Origin of the sequence: Phenylobacterium sp. (assembly GCF_965284355.1) — a bacterium.
Lineage (GTDB): Bacteria > Pseudomonadota > Alphaproteobacteria > Caulobacterales > Caulobacteraceae > Phenylobacterium.
This window is the reverse complement of the sequence record NZ_OZ260078.1, coordinates 1-15499: the sequence shown is the minus strand read 5'-3', so window position 1 is coordinate 15499 and position 15499 is coordinate 1. Positions and strand designations below refer to the sequence as shown.

At 70.0% G+C, this 15499-nt stretch carries 11 protein-coding genes and 1 pseudogene; 6 read left to right on the top strand and 6 right to left on the bottom strand.

Features of this window, described 5'->3' with window-relative positions; all coding sequences use genetic code 11:
• Nucleotides 1–40: 40 nt before the first annotated feature.
• On the bottom strand, nt 41–1213 hold the full coding sequence (locus tag ACQ66R_RS00060) for an MFS transporter (protein ID WP_430418117.1): 1173 nt from the start codon (nt 1211–1213) through the stop codon (nt 41–43).
• A complete protein-coding gene (locus ACQ66R_RS00055) occupies nt 1210–1998 on the bottom strand; it encodes a class I SAM-dependent methyltransferase (protein WP_430418116.1) in 789 nt (262 codons plus the stop codon). The genes ACQ66R_RS00060 and ACQ66R_RS00055 overlap by 4 nt, the downstream gene beginning before the upstream one ends.
• Before the next feature lie 54 nt (nt 1999–2052).
• Between ACQ66R_RS00055 and ACQ66R_RS00050 the strand changes: the two genes are divergently transcribed.
• Together ACQ66R_RS00050 and ACQ66R_RS00045 are read left to right on the top strand one after the other, a co-directional pair.
• Entirely contained in the window at nt 2053–2955 is a 903-nt protein-coding gene (locus ACQ66R_RS00050; RefSeq protein WP_430418114.1) for a LysR family transcriptional regulator, read from the top strand.
• A 62-nt stretch (nt 2956–3017) separates the two neighbouring features.
• The gene (locus ACQ66R_RS00045) at nt 3018–3890 is read left to right on the top strand and encodes a sulfurtransferase (protein WP_430418112.1); all 873 of its coding nucleotides are present in this window, start codon (nt 3018–3020) and stop codon (nt 3888–3890) included.
• Between the two features lie 12 nt (nt 3891–3902).
• On the opposite strand, the gene ACQ66R_RS00040 is transcribed toward ACQ66R_RS00045, so the two are convergent.
• Both ACQ66R_RS00040 and ACQ66R_RS00035 read right to left on the bottom strand, forming a co-directional pair.
• A complete protein-coding gene (locus ACQ66R_RS00040) occupies nt 3903–4610 on the bottom strand; it encodes an RlmE family RNA methyltransferase (protein ID WP_430418110.1) in 708 nt (235 codons plus the stop codon).
• A pseudogene (locus ACQ66R_RS00035) lies at nt 4607–5696 on the bottom strand (Ppx/GppA phosphatase family protein). The gene ACQ66R_RS00040 and the pseudogene ACQ66R_RS00035 overlap by 4 nt, the downstream one beginning before the upstream one ends.
• Before the next feature lie 164 nt (nt 5697–5860).
• On the opposite strand from ACQ66R_RS00035, the gene hspQ reads away from it, so the two are divergent.
• The 3 genes from hspQ to ACQ66R_RS00020 all read left to right on the top strand — a co-directional run bounded on the left by hspQ (nt 5861) and on the right by ACQ66R_RS00020 (nt 8064).
• Nucleotides 5861–6190 carry a heat shock protein HspQ gene (gene hspQ, locus ACQ66R_RS00030; RefSeq protein WP_293364778.1) on the top strand — a complete coding sequence of 110 codons (330 nt, stop codon included), beginning with the start codon at nt 5861–5863 and terminating at the stop codon, nt 6188–6190.
• A gap of 106 nt (nt 6191–6296) precedes the next feature.
• On the top strand, nt 6297–7166 hold the full coding sequence (gene phhA, locus ACQ66R_RS00025) for a phenylalanine 4-monooxygenase (protein ID WP_430418108.1): 870 nt from the start codon (nt 6297–6299) through the stop codon (nt 7164–7166).
• 67 nt (nt 7167–7233) lie between these two features.
• On the top strand, nt 7234–8064 hold the full coding sequence (locus ACQ66R_RS00020; protein ID WP_430418107.1) for an acyl-CoA thioesterase: 831 nt from the start codon (nt 7234–7236) through the stop codon (nt 8062–8064).
• On the opposite strand, the gene ACQ66R_RS00015 is transcribed toward ACQ66R_RS00020, so the two are convergent.
• Together ACQ66R_RS00015 and ACQ66R_RS00010 are read right to left on the bottom strand one after the other, a co-directional pair.
• Nucleotides 8061–12221: a translocation/assembly module TamB domain-containing protein gene (locus ACQ66R_RS00015; protein ID WP_430418105.1), complete on the bottom strand. Its 4161-nt coding sequence runs from the start codon at nt 12219–12221 to the stop codon at nt 8061–8063. The two genes, ACQ66R_RS00020 and ACQ66R_RS00015, sit on opposite strands and share 4 nt — an antisense overlap.
• Nucleotides 12218–13987: an autotransporter assembly complex protein TamA gene (locus ACQ66R_RS00010; protein ID WP_430418103.1), complete on the bottom strand. Its 1770-nt coding sequence runs from the start codon at nt 13985–13987 to the stop codon at nt 12218–12220. The genes ACQ66R_RS00015 and ACQ66R_RS00010 overlap by 4 nt, the downstream gene beginning before the upstream one ends.
• Before the next feature lie 276 nt (nt 13988–14263).
• Here ACQ66R_RS00010 and ACQ66R_RS00005 point away from each other — a divergent pair.
• A partial coding sequence (locus ACQ66R_RS00005; RefSeq protein WP_430426159.1) for a circularly permuted type 2 ATP-grasp protein occupies nt 14264–15499 on the top strand: 1236 nt, incomplete at its 3' end.

Genomic DNA, 15499 nt, shown 5'->3' with positions numbered 1-15499 from the left:
GGCTCGGCGCCGTGAGGAGCAAGGGGCGAGAAGAGGGCGTTCATGCGATTGCGGGCTCCTGTGCGGACTTGGCGCGTCGGGTAAGACCGAAAGTCATGGCGAACATGACCAGGCAGAGGGCGGATGTGCCGAACACGGCGGAAGTCGCCGAGCGCTCCAAGGCTGCAGCGAACACGGTGGGTCCCAGCACCTGGGCCCAGAGCGCGGGGCGCCCAAGGATCGCGGAACGATAGGCGTAGCCGTCAGGTCCCCAGATGCTGAGCGGCAGGACGCCCTTGGCCACGGCCAGCACCCCGTTTCCGGCCCCCTGCCCAATCGCCATCGTCGCCCCGCCCGGAGCGCCCCCCAAGCTCAGCAGAGCCAGCGCGCCGGTTGGGTGCATCAGCGTGGCCGTTCGCGTTGTGGCGATGGGGTTCAGCCGGCGCAGCACCGTGAACTCCAGGAACCGGACCGTGACGGCGGCGATCCCGACCAGGCCGGCGGCGGCCGAGGCCTGGGCCAGGTTCAGGCCGAAGTGCGTGAGCAGCCGGGGCAGATGGGCGCTCATGCAGGTGGAGACGAACCAGGCGCAGGCGAACAGCACCGCCAGTTGGACCATCGGTCGATCCCAGCGGACCTGAGCGTGGGCCGCCTCGTGCCGAGGACGCCCCTGGGTGCGCGGGCACAGCCAGGCGGTGAGCGGTAGGCAGACCAGCACCTGGACGCCCGCCCAGACGAAACAGGCGCCGCGCCAGCCCAGTTCGTCGGCGAACCAGGCCGTCAGCGGCCACCCCAGGGTCGAGCCCAGGCCGCCGATCAGGGCGACCCCGGTGATCGGTCGCCGCGCCGCCTCGCCGTGGAGCTGGACGAGGATGGCGAAGGGCGTCGGCGACAGACCCAACGCCTGGCCGAAGCCGATCATGGCCATGGCGACTGCGAGGCTCACCCCGTCGCGGGCAAGGCCGATCATCACGAGGCCCAGGGCCAGCACCACGTGCGAGAGCAGGAGGACGGGCTTGCCGCCCTTCTCGTCGATGCGGCGGGCCACGTACGGCGCGATCAGCGCCGGGACCATCAGCGACAGCGAGACGGTGGCGAACACGAAGGTGGCCGAGACGCCCAGGTCGCGGCCGATGGCGTCGCCCAGCACGCCCATCAGATAGAACGAGCAGGCGAACGCCACGATCTGACCCAGGCCCAGGCCCCCGACGACCAGGGCCGGCGGCCGGGTCATTGCGGAGCCTCGAAGACGACGAAGTCGCCGTAGGTGGATTTCTCGACAATGGTCCCGGCGGCGAGGTCGGCGTCGATGCGCGCGAAGCCATCGTCGATCTCCTCCCCGGTCATGTGCTCGAAGACCGAAACGGCGCGCAGCTTCAGACGCGCCACGAGGGCCGCGATATCGCCCTTGAATGGGATTTCCATCTGCACCGAGGCCAGCGTGCGGAAGCCCGCGCCCTCGAACAGCGCGCGGGTCTCAGCCTCGCTCGCGAACATCGCCACCTCGATGTCATGACTGCGCGGGAAGTAGCTGCGCCACCAGTGGTCGGGGATGCGATCCTTGAAGGTGCTGCGCAGGATCAGGCGCCCGCGGGGCTTCAGGACGCGGAGGATCTCCCGTGCCCCGGCCGGCTTATCCGTCACGTGGTGCCAGGACAGGAACATCAGCACGAAGTCGGCGATGGCGTCGGGCAGCGGGATCGCCTCGGCGCGGCCGGCGAGGTACCTCACCCGGGGGTGGCGACTGCCCGCCTCGGCGGCGTGGCGCATGCCGTCCGCGGGCTCGACGCCGTACAGCGGACCGCCGAACGCTTCAGCAAGCGCCGGGGCGAAGCGCCCGGTCCCTGAACCCAGATCGACACCGACCAGCGGGCGGACGGCCGGCAGATGGGCCCCGAAGACGTCCATATAGCGCTGGATGGCATCGACCGGCAGGGCGCGGCCCTGGGCGTAGCCCTGGTGCTGGACCCGATTGTAGTCGACCGGGGCGAGAGGCTGAGGGGTCGTGTCGGCTTCCATGACCAGCTTGTGCCGGAATTGCTGTTGGGAGGAAAACGACTTATCTGAACCCTGATGTTCGAAAATCTCACATCAGGGCCGTTGCCGTCTCTGAACGCGCTTCGGGCGTTCGAGGCGATGGCGCGCACAGGCCGGGTCATCCTGGCGGCCGAGGAGCTGCACGTGACCCACTCGGCCGTGAGCCGCCAGGTGAAGGCGCTGGAGCGGAGCCTGGGGGTGCGGCTGTTCTCCGGACCCAAGAACCGGCTCGAACTGACCGCGGCAGGGCGCGAGCTGCTGCCACACCTCACCGAGGCTTTCGACCAGATCGCGGGCGCCGTGCGTCGCGTCCGTATCGGCGGCGAGGACCTGCACATCGCGGTCAACGCCAGCCTGTCGGTGAAGTGGCTGATCCCGCGACTCGCGGGATTCCAGGCCGCCCATCCCGAGATCCGGCTGCACCTGTCCGAGCTGTCGGCCCACGCCACGTCGCACCGGGGCGCCCAGGCGGTGGTTCGGATCGTGCCGCTGAGCCGGACCAGCGACCCGAACTGCACCGCCTTCATTCGCAACGCCCTGGGGGCCGTCATGTCCCCGGAGATGGCGGAGCGATGCGGGAATGATCCGCTGCGCGCCCCTCGCCTCGCGGCCGCGACCCACCCCGAGGCCTGGCCGATCTTCGCGGAGCATGCAGGCATCGAGTTGCCGCCGGCCAACGAGCGGCCCTTCCCGCATGTGCATTTCGCGATGGACGCCGCCTTGGCCGGACTGGGCGCGGCGGTAGTGTCCTGGCCGCTGTGCGTGCAAGAGGTGCAACAGGGCCAGTTGGTCGCGCCGCTGGGGTTCCTTACCTCAGGCAGCGCCTTCGCCATGCTGACCGCCCCGGGCGCCGAGAGCCGCACCCTGGACCGCTTCCGCGACTGGCTGGTGGCCGAAGGCGCGAAGACGCCGGCGCCGCCCGGGGCCCGCACATCCTAGGCGGCGATTGCGCGGCGGCCCGGAAGTTGCGACGGATGCGCTGAAGCGACGGAGGACCGCCAATGGAGACCTGGGACGGCCGAGGCCTAGTCTCGGCAGACTGGCTGCAGGCACACCTCGACGACCGTGACCTGCGCCTCTTCGACGTCACCGTTCACCTGAGGCCGGCGACGCCCGGGCCGTATCGCATCGAAAGCGGGCGCGCCGACTACGAGGCGGCGCACATTCCAGGCGCGGCCTTCCTCGACCTGGCCACCGACCTTTCGGATACGTCATCGCCGCTCAACTTCACCCACCTGCCGGCCGATCGCCTCGCGACGGCGTTGGGCCGGGCCGGGATCGGCGCTGACCACCGCGTTGTCGCCTACAGCAGCACCACGCCGATGTGGGCGACGCGCTTCTGGTGGATGCTCCGGGCGGCCGGTTTCGAGAACGTCGCGATCCTCGATGGAGGTTTGCCGGCCTGGACCGCGGCCGGGCGGCCGGTCGAAGCCAGGAGCCGAACGTATGCGCCGACGGCGGCTCCCCGCCTGGCAGACCGGCCTGGCGCTTGGGCCGACAGGTCCGATGTGCTGGCCGCCATCGGCGACGGCGGCGTCTGCACCATCAACGCCCTGGCGGCGAGCGTTCACAGCGGCGAGTCATCCACCAACTACGGGCGCAGGGGCCACATCAAAGGCAGCGTGAACGTGCCCTACGCGGGGCTCGTCGACGCGCAAGGCTGCTACGTGAGCGACGCCCAACTCCGGGAGCTGTTCGACGGCGTGGGCGCGCTGCAGAAGGCGCGGGTGATCTGCTACTGCGGCGGGGGGATCTCGGCGACGATGGATGCGCTGGCGCTGACCCGGCTGGGACATCCGTCGGTCGCGGTCTACGACGGGTCGATGTCCGAGTGGACGCGCGACCTAGAGCTGCCGATGGAGACCGGAGCCTAGACGGCCCGGACATCAACGCCCCTTGAACCCCGTCGCGACGAGGAAGACCTCGGAGCTGTCCTGTCGGCTGGCCTTCGGCTTGAAGTTGCGGACGTCCTTGAAGTGGACCTTCAGGCCGGCGATCAGCCGATCGGTGCCGCCGCCCTGGAAGGCCTTGGCCACGAACGTCCCGCCGGGCTTCAGCACCTCGATGGCGAAGTCGATCGCCGCCTCGATCAGGCCCACGATGCGCAGGTGGTCGGTCTCGCGGTGGCCGACCGTGTTGGGCGCCATGTCCGAAAGCACCACGTCCGGCGCCCCGCCCAGCAGCTCGATCAGCCTGGGCGCGCACTCGGGGTCGGTGAAGTCCATCTGCAGGATCTGGGCGGGGGGCAGCGGGTCGACCTCGAGCAGGTCGACGCCCACGATGTTGGTGACGCCGCGCAAGATGGCGATCTGGGTCCAGCCGCCCGGGGCCAGCCCCAGGTCGACGACCCTGGCGCCCGGCTTGAAGAAGCGGTGCTTGTCGTCGATCTCGGTGATCTTGAAGGCCGCGCGGCTGCGATAGCCCATAGCGCGGGCCTTCGCCGAGAATGGGTCGTTCACCTGGCGGTTCAGCCAGGCCTGCTGGCTGGGCGTGCGCTGCTTGGCGGTCTTCAGGCGCGCAGGCTTGCCACGGCCGCCTTCCTGGCCGCCGGTCGGCGGCTTCACCATGCGTTTGCGGGGGGGCTCGTCGCTCATTCGGCCGCAATAGCACGCTTTGGCGTGCGGCCGCGGCGGCGCTTGCGGCGGCGGCGTCCGGCGCGCTCGGACATCAGCGAAAGCAGGATGCCCTCGCGCAGGCCGCGGTCAGCCACACGCACGCGGCTGCACGGCCACTGTTCCTGCACGGCCTGCAGGATCGCGGCGCCGGCCAGCACCAGGTCGGCGCGGTCGGGGCCGATGCAGGGCTGGGCGGCGCGCTCGGCGGCGCTGAGGGCCAGCAGGCTGCCGGCGGCGGCGTCGCACTGGTCGCGGGTCATCCAGATGCCGTCGACGCGGTTTCGGTCATAGCGCGGCAGGCGCAGATGCATGCCGGCCAGGCTGGTGATGGCGCCCGAGGTGCCCACCAGGTGAGCCTTGTCGGCGTCGAACAGCGGTTTCATCGGATCGGCCCGCTTGAAGGCGGCGATCTCGGCCTTCACGTGGTCGACCATCTGGCGGAACCAGCCCTCGGTGGCGACCTCGCCCTCGGGGAAGCGCTCGGCCAGGGTGACCACGCCGATCGGCACCGACAGCCAAGCCCGCACCGGCGGCGGGCCCACAGGCGGCGCGGCCTTGAGATCGACCCACGAGAGTTCCGTTGAGCCCCCGCCCACGTCGACCACCAGCGCGGCCTCGTGGCGGTCGTCCAGCAGATTGAGGCAGCCGGTCACCGACAGACGGGCCTCCTCCTGCGGCGTGATGATCTGAAGCTTGACCCCGGTCTCGTTGGCGACCCGGTTGACGAAGGCCTGGCCGTTCGTGGCCATGCGGCAGGCCTGGGTGGCGATCGCGCGGAACTTCACCACCTTGCGGCGGCGCACCTTCTCGCCCGAGACCTTCAGCGCCGCCAAAGCGCGCTCCATGGCCGCTTCCGACAGCCTGCCGCTGCGGCGACAGGCCCTCGCCCAGGCGCACGATGCGGGAATAGGCCTCGACCACGCGGAAGCCGCCGCCGGCCGGCGTGGCGATCAGCAGCCGGCAATTGTTGGTCCCGAGATCCAAGGCGGCGTAGCAGACCTGCTCGCCCAAAGACCTCCCCCGGCCGTCACTCTTCGGCCCGGGCGCGCGCGGCGCCTCACTCATGGACTTGTCATTCCGTCCTACGCAGGCGCCGCCGCCCCGGGAGGCGCCTCATTTCCCGGCGACCTTAGCAAGCGTCGCAGATCGCAGGAAGACGACGGTTGAATGACGCCCGCGCGGCACTACGTTCATCTTCCAGTCAGAAGCAGGGGTTTAGATTCGCGCTTATGAGCACGCGACTCGCCAAATTCACGATCGGCCAAGTCGTCCGCCACCGCGTGTACCCGTTCCGTGGCGTGATCTTCGACGTCGATCCGATGTTCTCCAACACCGAGGAGTACTGGCTGTCGATCCCGGAGCACATCCGGCCGCACAAGGACCAGCCCTTCTACCACCTGCTCGCCGAGAACGACGACAGCAGCTACGTCGCCTACGTCTCGGAACAGAACCTCGAGCTGGACGCGACCGGACAGCCGGTGGGCCATCCGCAGGCCTCGCTGATCTTCGACGCCTTCAAGGAAGGCCAATATCACCTGCGCCCGGGGATTGGGCACTAGAGCCGATCCACCGCACGGCCGGCCGGCGCATGATTTTGCCGGCGATCGCCGAATTCCGGGCCAAATCCGAACGGAACTTCCGCCGAAACGTCGCCATTCTTCGCCCATGGCCGACGATCTGAGCCTCATTCCGCCGCCGGGCGCACGCGCCGACTGGACCATCGACCAGGGCTGGGAAGGCTATTCCCAGGCCGAGCACGATGTCTGGATCACGCTGTATGAGCGCCAGACGAAGCTCCTCGTGGGCCGCGCCTGCGATCCTTTCCTGAAGGGCCTCGACGCGCTGGACCTCCACCGCGCCGGCATCCCCGACTTCAGGCGCATCAATGAAGAGCTGACACGGCTCACCGGCTGGAGCGTCGTGGCCGTGCCGGGGCTCGTCCCGGACGCGGTGTTCTTCGACCACCTGGCCAACCGCAGGTTCCCCGCCGGGCAGTTCATAAGGCGCGCCGATCAGCTTGATTATCTTCAGGAACCCGACGTCTTTCACGATGTTTTCGGCCACGTTCCGATGCTGACCGACCCCACCTTCGCGGACTACATGGCGGCCTATGGCCAGGGCGGCTTGCGAGCGTTGGGCCTTGGCCAGTTGCACAATCTGGCGCGCCTCTACTGGTACACGGTGGAGTTCGGGCTGCTGCAAACGCCGGCGGGTCTGCGAATCTACGGCGCCGGCATCGTCTCCAGCCGGGCGGAATCGATCTTCGCCCTGGACGATCCTTCGCCCAACCGCCTGGGCTTCGATCTCGAACGGGTCATGCGCACGCCCTACCGGATCGACGACTTCCAGCAGGTCTATTTCGTGATCCCGTCGCTGCAGGCGCTTCTGGACTCCACCCTGGCCGACTTCGGCGCGCTCTATCCCCGGCTACAGGGCCAGACAGACATCCCGATCGACGCAATCGCGCCCGGGGACAAGGTGTTCACTCAGGGCACCCAGGCCTATGCCCGCGAGCAGCGGGCGAGCGCCTCCTGACACGACGCCGATTGCGGTTTACCCGGCGGGTAATTGCGCGACGCCGAGCTGGCCCCATGTTGAACACATGAACGCCCCGTCCATCGCCGACACCGCCCTGCACGCTTTCGACGCCGCCACCGCATTGTCGTGGGTCGAGCCCGGACACGCAGTGGGCCGAACCAGCTCGGCCTACTGGGCCTTCGTCGGGCCCTTCGGCGGATTTACGGCCGCGGCGATGCTGCGCGCGGTGCTGGAGCATCCAGAGGCGACGGGCGACGCCCTGGCGATCACCGTCAACTACTGCGCCCCGCTGGAGGAAGGCGCGTTCGACGTGGCCGTGGCCTGCGTGCGTGCCAACCGCTCGACCCAGCATTGGAACGTGACCCTGACCCAGGGCGGCGATGCCGTCGCCACCGCATCGGTCGTGCTGGCCGCACGTCGCGAGAGCTGGTCGCACCAGCCGGCGCGGTCGCCCGCCACCACGGCCTTTGACGCCACGCCGGTCTACGAAGGCACGAATTCGGCCAAATGGCCCGGCCAGTACGAGTTCCGGTTTGCTACCGGCGCGCCTGATTTTCAGGGCGGCGAAGGCCCGGGCGAGACGCGCTCGATTCTGTGGATCGCCGACGCCCAGCCCCGCCTGCTGGACGCCCTGTCGCTGACCGCCATGGGCGACGCCTTCTTCGGCCGCATCTTCCACGCCCGTCGCGGGATCGTGCCGTTCGGGACGGTCTCGATGACCACCCACTTCCATGCCAGCAGCGACGAGTTGGCCGCCGACGGTGCGACCGCGGTTTTGGGCGTGGCCGACGCGCGAACCTTCCACCGCAGCTACGGTGACCAGACGGGCGAGCTGTGGTCGCCCTCGGGCCGTCTTCTGGCGACCACCACCCAGGTCTTCTACTTCAAGGCCTAGTAGTCCTTCCGCCACCGGATCGCGATGCGGTTGCCCGACTGGCCGGTCAGCCGCGAAAGCAACGACAGATTCTTGCGGATGCGCCATTCCACCTGGGCCGAGGGCCCGTCGCGGCCGCCGCCGGCGATCTCAAGATAGATGTCGTCGGTCAGGTACTTGCCGCCTGAGACCGTGACACCCGAGGCCTCGTCGCCGCCGAACGCCAGCCGGTCGAGGCCGGCGAAGGCGCGCAGGTTGCCGATGATGTCGAAGCCCCCGCCCCCGGCCAGCGACGACAGCGCCGAGGCCAGCTGGGCCGCCTCCACCGCCGACAGCTGCGAGGCCGAGCGGCCGAACAGCACCTCGGACAGGATTTCATCGTTGGGCAGCGAGGGTGACGAGGCCAGCGTGATTTCGGGCCGGGCCGCGGTGCCGCGGATCCGAACCGTGACGGTCAGTGCAGGATCGGCGCGGGTGGCGTCCAGCTGCAGGCGGATGTTCTGCAGCTGGCTGGAGAGGTAGACCACGCCGCGATCGTCGAACTCGAACCGCTTGCCGGCGAAATCGTAGTCGCCGCGCACCACCCGGGCGGCCCCGGAGAGCTCTGGCCGGGTCGTCGTCCCGGTCACCCGCGCGTCCAACGACAGCTCCACATCTAGACCCCGTCCGCGCAGGTAGACGTGCCGCGGCGCGCGCAGCTTCACGTCCATCGCCCAGCCGTCGCCGCGGCGCAGGCGAGGCGGCAGGCCGGCGGACAGCTCCTCCGGCCGGTTGATCTCCTTCACGTCCATGGCCACCACGCCCGACGGGACCGGGGGATCGGCGGCCACATCCGCGCGGTCGATCGTGAGGTCTCCCGTCAGTCGCACCTGGCCGTCGGCGGCGCGGTTGATGGTGGCCTGCCCGGTGGCCGAGGCCGTGGCGATTTCGTTGTCAATCAGCCGGAACTGGCGCAGGTCGAGCCGGAAGGTCGAGACACCGTCCCGCGCGAGGCTGACACGTCCCTGCCCGCTCACCTGTCCGCCGCGGCCATCGACGCCTCGGGCTTCGGTGACATTGACCGCGCTCTCGTCGAACACCGCCTTCAGAGCCACGTCGCGCAGGGTCAGGCCGGTGCCGCCGTCGTCGAAGCGGCCCTGCTCCACCGAGACCCGTCCCGTCGCCCGGGGCGACGCCAGCGTGCCGGCGATGGTCCCTTCGGTGCGGACGAAGCCCGCCAGCGCGCGCTCGCCGCCGATGGCGATGTCCCACAGCGGGCTCACCTCCCCCTCGGCGAAGAAGCGGCCGCGCATCGGGCGTTGGCGCGCGATGGCGATGCGGAACGGCTTCGCTGAGGCCTCGGTGGGCAGCACCAGGTTGGCGTTGGCCCGCAGGCCCTGGGCGTTGTTGGTGACGACATCCAGGGTCAGGCTCTGATCGGCCAGGGCGGCCTTCAGCACCCCATCCATGCCGAGTTCGGTAGGCGTGCCCTTGCCGCGCGCCTCGCTCAGGCGGGCGTCCAGCGTGCCTGTGAGCTGCTCGCCCCGCCCCCGCAGCGCCAGGGTGGCGTTGATGCGACCGTCGAAGTCGGCGTTGAACAGGTTCAGGCCCATCTGGGCGACGCGGGCGTCGATGTCGGCCGTCTCCCCGCGCAGGGCGGCGTCCAGATCCAGTCGGCCGCCATCGGAGCCGGCCAGGCGAACGCGCGCGCTCTGCTCCGGCCCGCCGAAGCGCAACGACGCCGTCTCGGTCGTATGCAAATCACGGCCGCCTAGCGTGCCCTTGCCGTCGAAGGTCGCCAGCCAGCCCGCCGCCTGGTCATCCAGCACGCCACGCCCGACCGCGGTCCAGGCGCCCTGTCCGGACGTTCCGCGCGCGGTCACGTCGAACGGCAGCCGGCCCAGCGGACCGTCGGCAGTCAGGCGCAACGAACGGACCAGAATGTCGGACGCGCCCTGGCGCACGTTCTGCCCGGCGAGGTTCAGGGTCGCGCGGGGCCCCCCGGGCGCATCGACGATCTTGGCGGTCCCAGCGATCCGGCCCGAGTCGATGAAGGCGCCTTTGGTCACCTCGACCGTCAGGTCGGCGGCCGAGGGACTGCGGGCCCGCAGCGAGAGCGCCCCCTCGGCCTTCAGGCCGCCGGCGTCGACCGAGAGGTCGGTGAGGTCGACGCCCCCGCGCGGGAAGCGGAAGTCCGACCTGGCGCGCGCAGAGCCGTACTGGCTATTGGCGGTGAGCGCGACCTGCCCCGACGAACCGTCGGCCTGCCGCTGGAACGTGAGCGTCAGGCGGCCGTCGCGGAGCGGCAGGCGCGGGAGGTCGATCTGTTCCAACTCCGCGGTGAGGTCGAGCCGCGGCGCCGACAGCTGGCCCGTGACGCCGCCGGTTCCCTTTGCGCGGCCTGTGATTTCGACGGGGCCGGCGCGGAACGGACCCGTGGCCGTCCAGTCGGCCTTGAACGCCAGGCGCCGGTCGCGCTCCATCACGCCCGCCGCCTTGGCGTCGAGCGAGGCGCCGTCCAGGTCGGCCTTGGCGACGGCCAGGCGGCCCGCCTGCCAGTTGGCCTGAAGCTCCAGGCGCGGCCTGGGGCCCAACAGGCGGTCGAGTTCGGCCATGCCCACAGCGAACCTGTCGCCCGTGGCGTCCGCCTTGAAGGTCCAGGGCGCGCCCGCGCCGGACTGGCTCGCCGACCAGTCAAGGTTGGCGCCGCCCGATGCGCCCAGCCGGGCCTCGGCGAGGTTCGACACCTGCGCCTTGCCCTTGAAGTTCAGGCCGCCCAGCAGGCCGCGGCCGCCGCTGGCCTGGACCTTGAGACCCCGCCCCTTCAGATCGAGCGATCTCATCAGGAACTGACCGTTGGCCAGGCGCTGGCCTTCGAAGTCGGCGGTGGGCGCAGCGCCCAGGAACGTCGCCACGAACCCGGAACCGCGACCGCCCGCGCCGGCCAGCCGCGCTCTCAGCACATAGCCGGCCTTGCTGCGCGCCAGGGTCAACGGCCCGGATATCCGCGCCAGCCCGTAGCCGCCCAGCTCAGCCTGGGTGACCATGCCCGATCCCGCGAAAGTCCAGTCCGCGCCGTTGGCCGTGACGGCCCCGGTGATCCGGGCCGGTCCCATCTTCGGGCCCCCGGTGATCCGGGAGAGGGACTGCGCCTGCGCGTCCAGTCGAACCTGACTCAGTTTCCGCTTGCCCAGGTCCCCGGGGCCCCAGGCATGCAGGCTCAGCGCATCCGAGGCCAGTTTGGCGTCGAGCGCATAGACACCGGGGCTGGTCTTGCGCCCCGTGAGCCCGAACCGGACGTCGCCGCCGAGCCGCTCGGCCAAGCCTGTCGTCAGTCGCGACGCGGTGAGCAGAACGCGCCCCGACGCCTCTCCGCCCTGCGGATTCCACGCCCCACTGGCGACGAGGGGCGACACCGCGCCCGACGTGGCCCTGGCGGTGAAGCGGCCCTGCGAGGCGGTTCCATCGGCACGGATATCGAGCAGGAACGGCTGGCCCGGCGACAGCCCGATCGCGCCGGCCAGCGCCCCGCCGCGCGCCTCCTCGGCGTCGGCGACCAGCTTCAGTGGCCCCGTTCCGCCCACGGCGAAGTCGAGTTCGAGGTGGTCGCCGGGGTGCAGCACGCTCCCGGCGCTGAGCTTTCCCGACCGACCGCCGCTGCGCTCGAGGTCCAGCGCCATCCGCACGTCGTAGACTCCGCGCGTGTAACTGAACGCGGGTTCCATCGTCAGACGGGTGCGGATCTGGTCGATGTGGAACGAGACCGGCAGGCCGCGATCCTTGCCCTTTGGCGCCAGCGTGGGCCGCCGCAGAATCCGGACGCTGTCGGCCTCGATCAGGTCTGCGTCGAACCGGCGCCTGAGGAGTTCCAGGTAACGCCAGGAAACATGGACATTTCGAGCCTCGAGCCAAACACCCCTCTCGTCACGGATCGTCAGTCGCGCCGCGCGCGCATCACGCCAGATGTCTCCCGAGAGGCCCTCGATCTTCAGCCGCCCGAAGCGGCCGATCTTCAGGCCGTCGGTCCGGGCCTCGATCAGTATCTGCGCCTGAGGCAGCAGAACCCCGTATCGCAAGCTCGCGACGCCCAGGAGCAGCAGCAACAGCAGGCTCAGCGCCCCCGCCATGGTCGCCCGCAGGATCGCCGAGCGCTTCGGCGTCGCCGAGACGCCGGGTGTTGTGTCCGCGCCCTCGCTCAAAAGCTCTGTCCGATACTGACGTAGACCTGGAACGGCGCTTCTCCGCGCCGCTTCACCACCGGCGTGGCGACGTCGATGCGGATCGGCGCAAAGCCCAGGTTGTAGCGCACACCCAGGCCCGCCCCGACCGCCAGGTCCATGAAATCGATCGGGCCCGACGAGCCCACGGCGCCGGCGTCCACGAAGGCCGCGAACCCCCACTTCGGCGTCAGATCGCGCCGAACCTCGAAGGAGGACTCGAACAGAAAGACGCCCCCCCGCGGAGTGTTGTCGTCCAGGCGCGGGCCCACCGCCTGATAGGGAAAGCCGCGCACCGACCCGCCCCCGCCGGCATAGAAGCGCTGCGACGCCGGGATTTGGTCGACCGTGCCATTGAGGATGCGGCCCAGCCGCAGCCGACCTGCGAGCACCGTGCGGGCCTGCTTGTCCAGCGGCTGATAGTACGAGCCCTGGGCGACGGCGCGCAGGTACGGCAGGTTGGTGTCGCCCAGGATCAGGGTGGGCTCGAGCCGCGCGCTGAGCTTCCAGCCGCTGGTGGGGTTGAGCGGATCGTTCGATCTGTCGAGCAGCAGGTCGCCCAACGTACCCACCGTGATGAGGTCGCGCCCAAGTGATGTGAGGGTCCCGGCTTTCAGTTCCTCTGTCTGGCTGTAATCGAGCGAGGCGCCGGCCGTCACGTAGGAGGTTCGGCCGTAGCGGCGGGTGACGTCGGCTTCCACGCCGACCCCGGTCTCGTCATAGGCGTCGGTGCGGACCCGATAGGCGGCGGCGGTGGTCTTCAGGGTCTGCTGCGGCCGTCGCCAGTGGGGCAGCGAGAGGTCGGCGCCCACCCGGCTGTCGCGGGTCGAAACCTGGCCGAACAGCGCCGAGGTGTCGGCGCGGCGGAAGCGATTGTAGTGCGTCCAGCGCACGTTCACGCCCAGCCCGTCGGCCGTGTCATAGCTGGCGCCGGCCTCCAGGGTGCGGCGCGCCCGCTCGGCGACGCTGACCACCACCGGACGCAGGCCCTCAGCGGTCGCCTTTTCGGGCGGGGACAGGGCGACCGTGACGCTGTCGTAGACGCCGGTGTCCAACAACCGACGCTCCAACTCGGCCACGTCCTTGGGGTCGTAGGTCTCGCCCGACTGCCAGGGGGCGAGGCGAAGGATCCAATCCGTCCGTGTTCGCAGGCCCGGAGTCACGTCCAGCCCATCCAGCCGCACCAGTCGGCCGGCGGCGATCTTGTAGGTCGGCCGCACGGTGAAGTCGGCGTGGTCCACGATGACCTCGCGCGGCTCGGAGACGACGTCGGCGTAGCCGCGCTCCTGCATCGCCGCCACGGCCCGCCCTTCGGCCGCCACCACGTCGCCGGCCCGGCCCGGAGCTCCCGGGGTCAGCGCCAGCGCCGCCCGGGCGGACTCGTCGGCCTGGGGGTCGGGCTGCTCGCCCTGCCAGTCGATGGCGGCCGGGCCGAGATTGAAGCGACGGCCGGGGACGACGCGGACCAGCGGCGCCGGCGGATCGGTCTCACTGACCTCGGGTTCGACCACGGCGGCGTAGTAGCCTTCTGAGCGCAGGACGGCGATGGCGTCCTCGGCGGCGGCGCGGGCGCGCCGGCGGGCCTCGAAGCGGTTCTCTATCGGGCGGTCGGTCTCGCCCACGGCCCGCTGGATCGTCGCGCGCAGGTCGGCCGGCATGTCACCCTGGATGACCGCGCGTGGTTCGGCGGCTGCGGCGGGGCTGCAGATGGCCGCCGAGACGGCGGCGGCGTAGAGCAGTCGACCCAAGCCACGAATCCTCAGGTTTAGCCCCCGCCCCACGCTTAGCCCCGCGAGGCAGATGTGTCATCCGAAGTGGGCGCCCAATTCTTAGGCAGTCGCAGCCCGCATCTCTTGCGCGGGCCGAATTTGAGGGCCCGGCTATCGGCGGGGCTCTAAGCGTCCTACAGATTTGAAGTCTGTACGGCGGCAAGCGTGGAATCGATCGTGAGCGTGAAGCGGGACGACCCGGCCCTGGAAGCGCCTTCCCCGGCGGCGATTGCGCCGGCCACGCCCTACGACGAGATGCTGACGCCCGAGGGCCAGGTGCGCCCGCACTATGCGGCGCTCGACGCCCGGCTCTCCACGCTTTCGCCCGACGAGCTGGCCGAGCGGCAGCGGACCCAGGAGCGGTTCTTCCTGCTCCAGGGTATCACCTTCACCGTCTACGGCGCCGAGAGTTCGACCGAGCGGATCATCCCGACCGACATCCTGCCGCGGATCATCGCGGCGGCCGAATGGGCGCGAATCGAGGCGGGCCTGACGCAGCGCCTTCGCGCGCTCAACATGTTCCTGGCCGACATCTACTCGGAACAGCAGATCCTGATGGACGGGGTGGTCCCGCGCGAGCTGGTGCTGAACGCGCCCAGCTACCGGCGCGAGATGCAGAACCTGTACGTGCCCCACAAGGCCTACGCCAACGTCTGCGGTTCGGACCTTATCCGCCAGGAGAACGGCGAGTTCGCGGTTCTCGAGGATAACCTCCGCGTCCCGTCCGGGGTGTCTTACATGCTGGCCAACCGCGAGGCCTCGCGGCGCGTCTTCCCGGGCACTTTCCGCGCCTCGGGCGTGCGCTCGATCGACCGTTACCCCGACCTTCTTCTGACCACGCTGAAGAGCATGGCGGCCGACTGGCGGCCCAACCCGCAGGTCGTGGTGCTGACGCCCGGCGTCTACAATTCAGCCTACTACGAGCACGCCTACCTGGCGCGGCTGATGGGCGTGCCGCTGGTCGAGGGCCGCGACCTCGTGGTCCACGACAACATGGTCTACATGCGGACCACGACGGGCCTTCGCCGGATCGACGTGATCTACCGACGTGTGGACGACGACTTCATCGATCCCCTCACCTTCCGGCGGGACAGCTCATTGGGCGCCGCGGGGCTGTTCAACGCCTACCGGGCCGGCAACATCGTGATCTGCAACGCGCCCGGCACCGGCGTGGCCGACGACAAGGCGGTCTACGCCTACGTCCCGGAAATCATCAAATACTACCTGGGCGAGGATGCGATCCTGCCCAACATCGAGACCTATCTCTGCCGCGAGAAGTCGCAGCTCAGCCATGTCCTGACCAACCTGGACAAGCTGGTGGTCAAGGCCGTGGGGGCGTCCGGCGGCTACGGCATGCTGGTGGGCCCGCACTCGACCAAGGCCCAGCAGGCCGAGTTCGCCGAGGCCCTGCGCGCCGACCCCGAGAATTACATCGCCCAGCCGACCATCCAGCTTTCGACCGCCCCCTGCCTGATCGACCACGCCGTCGAG

Excerpts from the sequence above, each read along its gene's own strand:
- ACQ66R_RS00060 (WP_430418117.1), bottom strand. The coding sequence starts at position 1,213 with ATGACCCGGCCGCCGGCCCTGGTCGTCGGGGGCCTGGGCCTGGGTCAG.
- ACQ66R_RS00055 (WP_430418116.1), bottom strand. The coding sequence starts at position 1,998 with ATGGAAGCCGACACGACCCCTCAGCCTCTCGCCCCGGTCGACTACAAT.
- ACQ66R_RS00050 (WP_430418114.1), top strand. The coding sequence starts at position 2,053 with ATGTTCGAAAATCTCACATCAGGGCCGTTGCCGTCTCTGAACGCGCTT.
- ACQ66R_RS00045 (WP_430418112.1), top strand. The coding sequence starts at position 3,018 with ATGGAGACCTGGGACGGCCGAGGCCTAGTCTCGGCAGACTGGCTGCAG.
- ACQ66R_RS00040 (WP_430418110.1), bottom strand. The coding sequence starts at position 4,610 with ATGAGCGACGAGCCCCCCCGCAAACGCATGGTGAAGCCGCCGACCGGC.
- hspQ (WP_293364778.1), top strand. The coding sequence starts at position 5,861 with ATGAGCACGCGACTCGCCAAATTCACGATCGGCCAAGTCGTCCGCCAC.
- phhA (WP_430418108.1), top strand. The coding sequence starts at position 6,297 with ATGGCCGACGATCTGAGCCTCATTCCGCCGCCGGGCGCACGCGCCGAC.
- ACQ66R_RS00020 (WP_430418107.1), top strand. The coding sequence starts at position 7,234 with ATGAACGCCCCGTCCATCGCCGACACCGCCCTGCACGCTTTCGACGCC.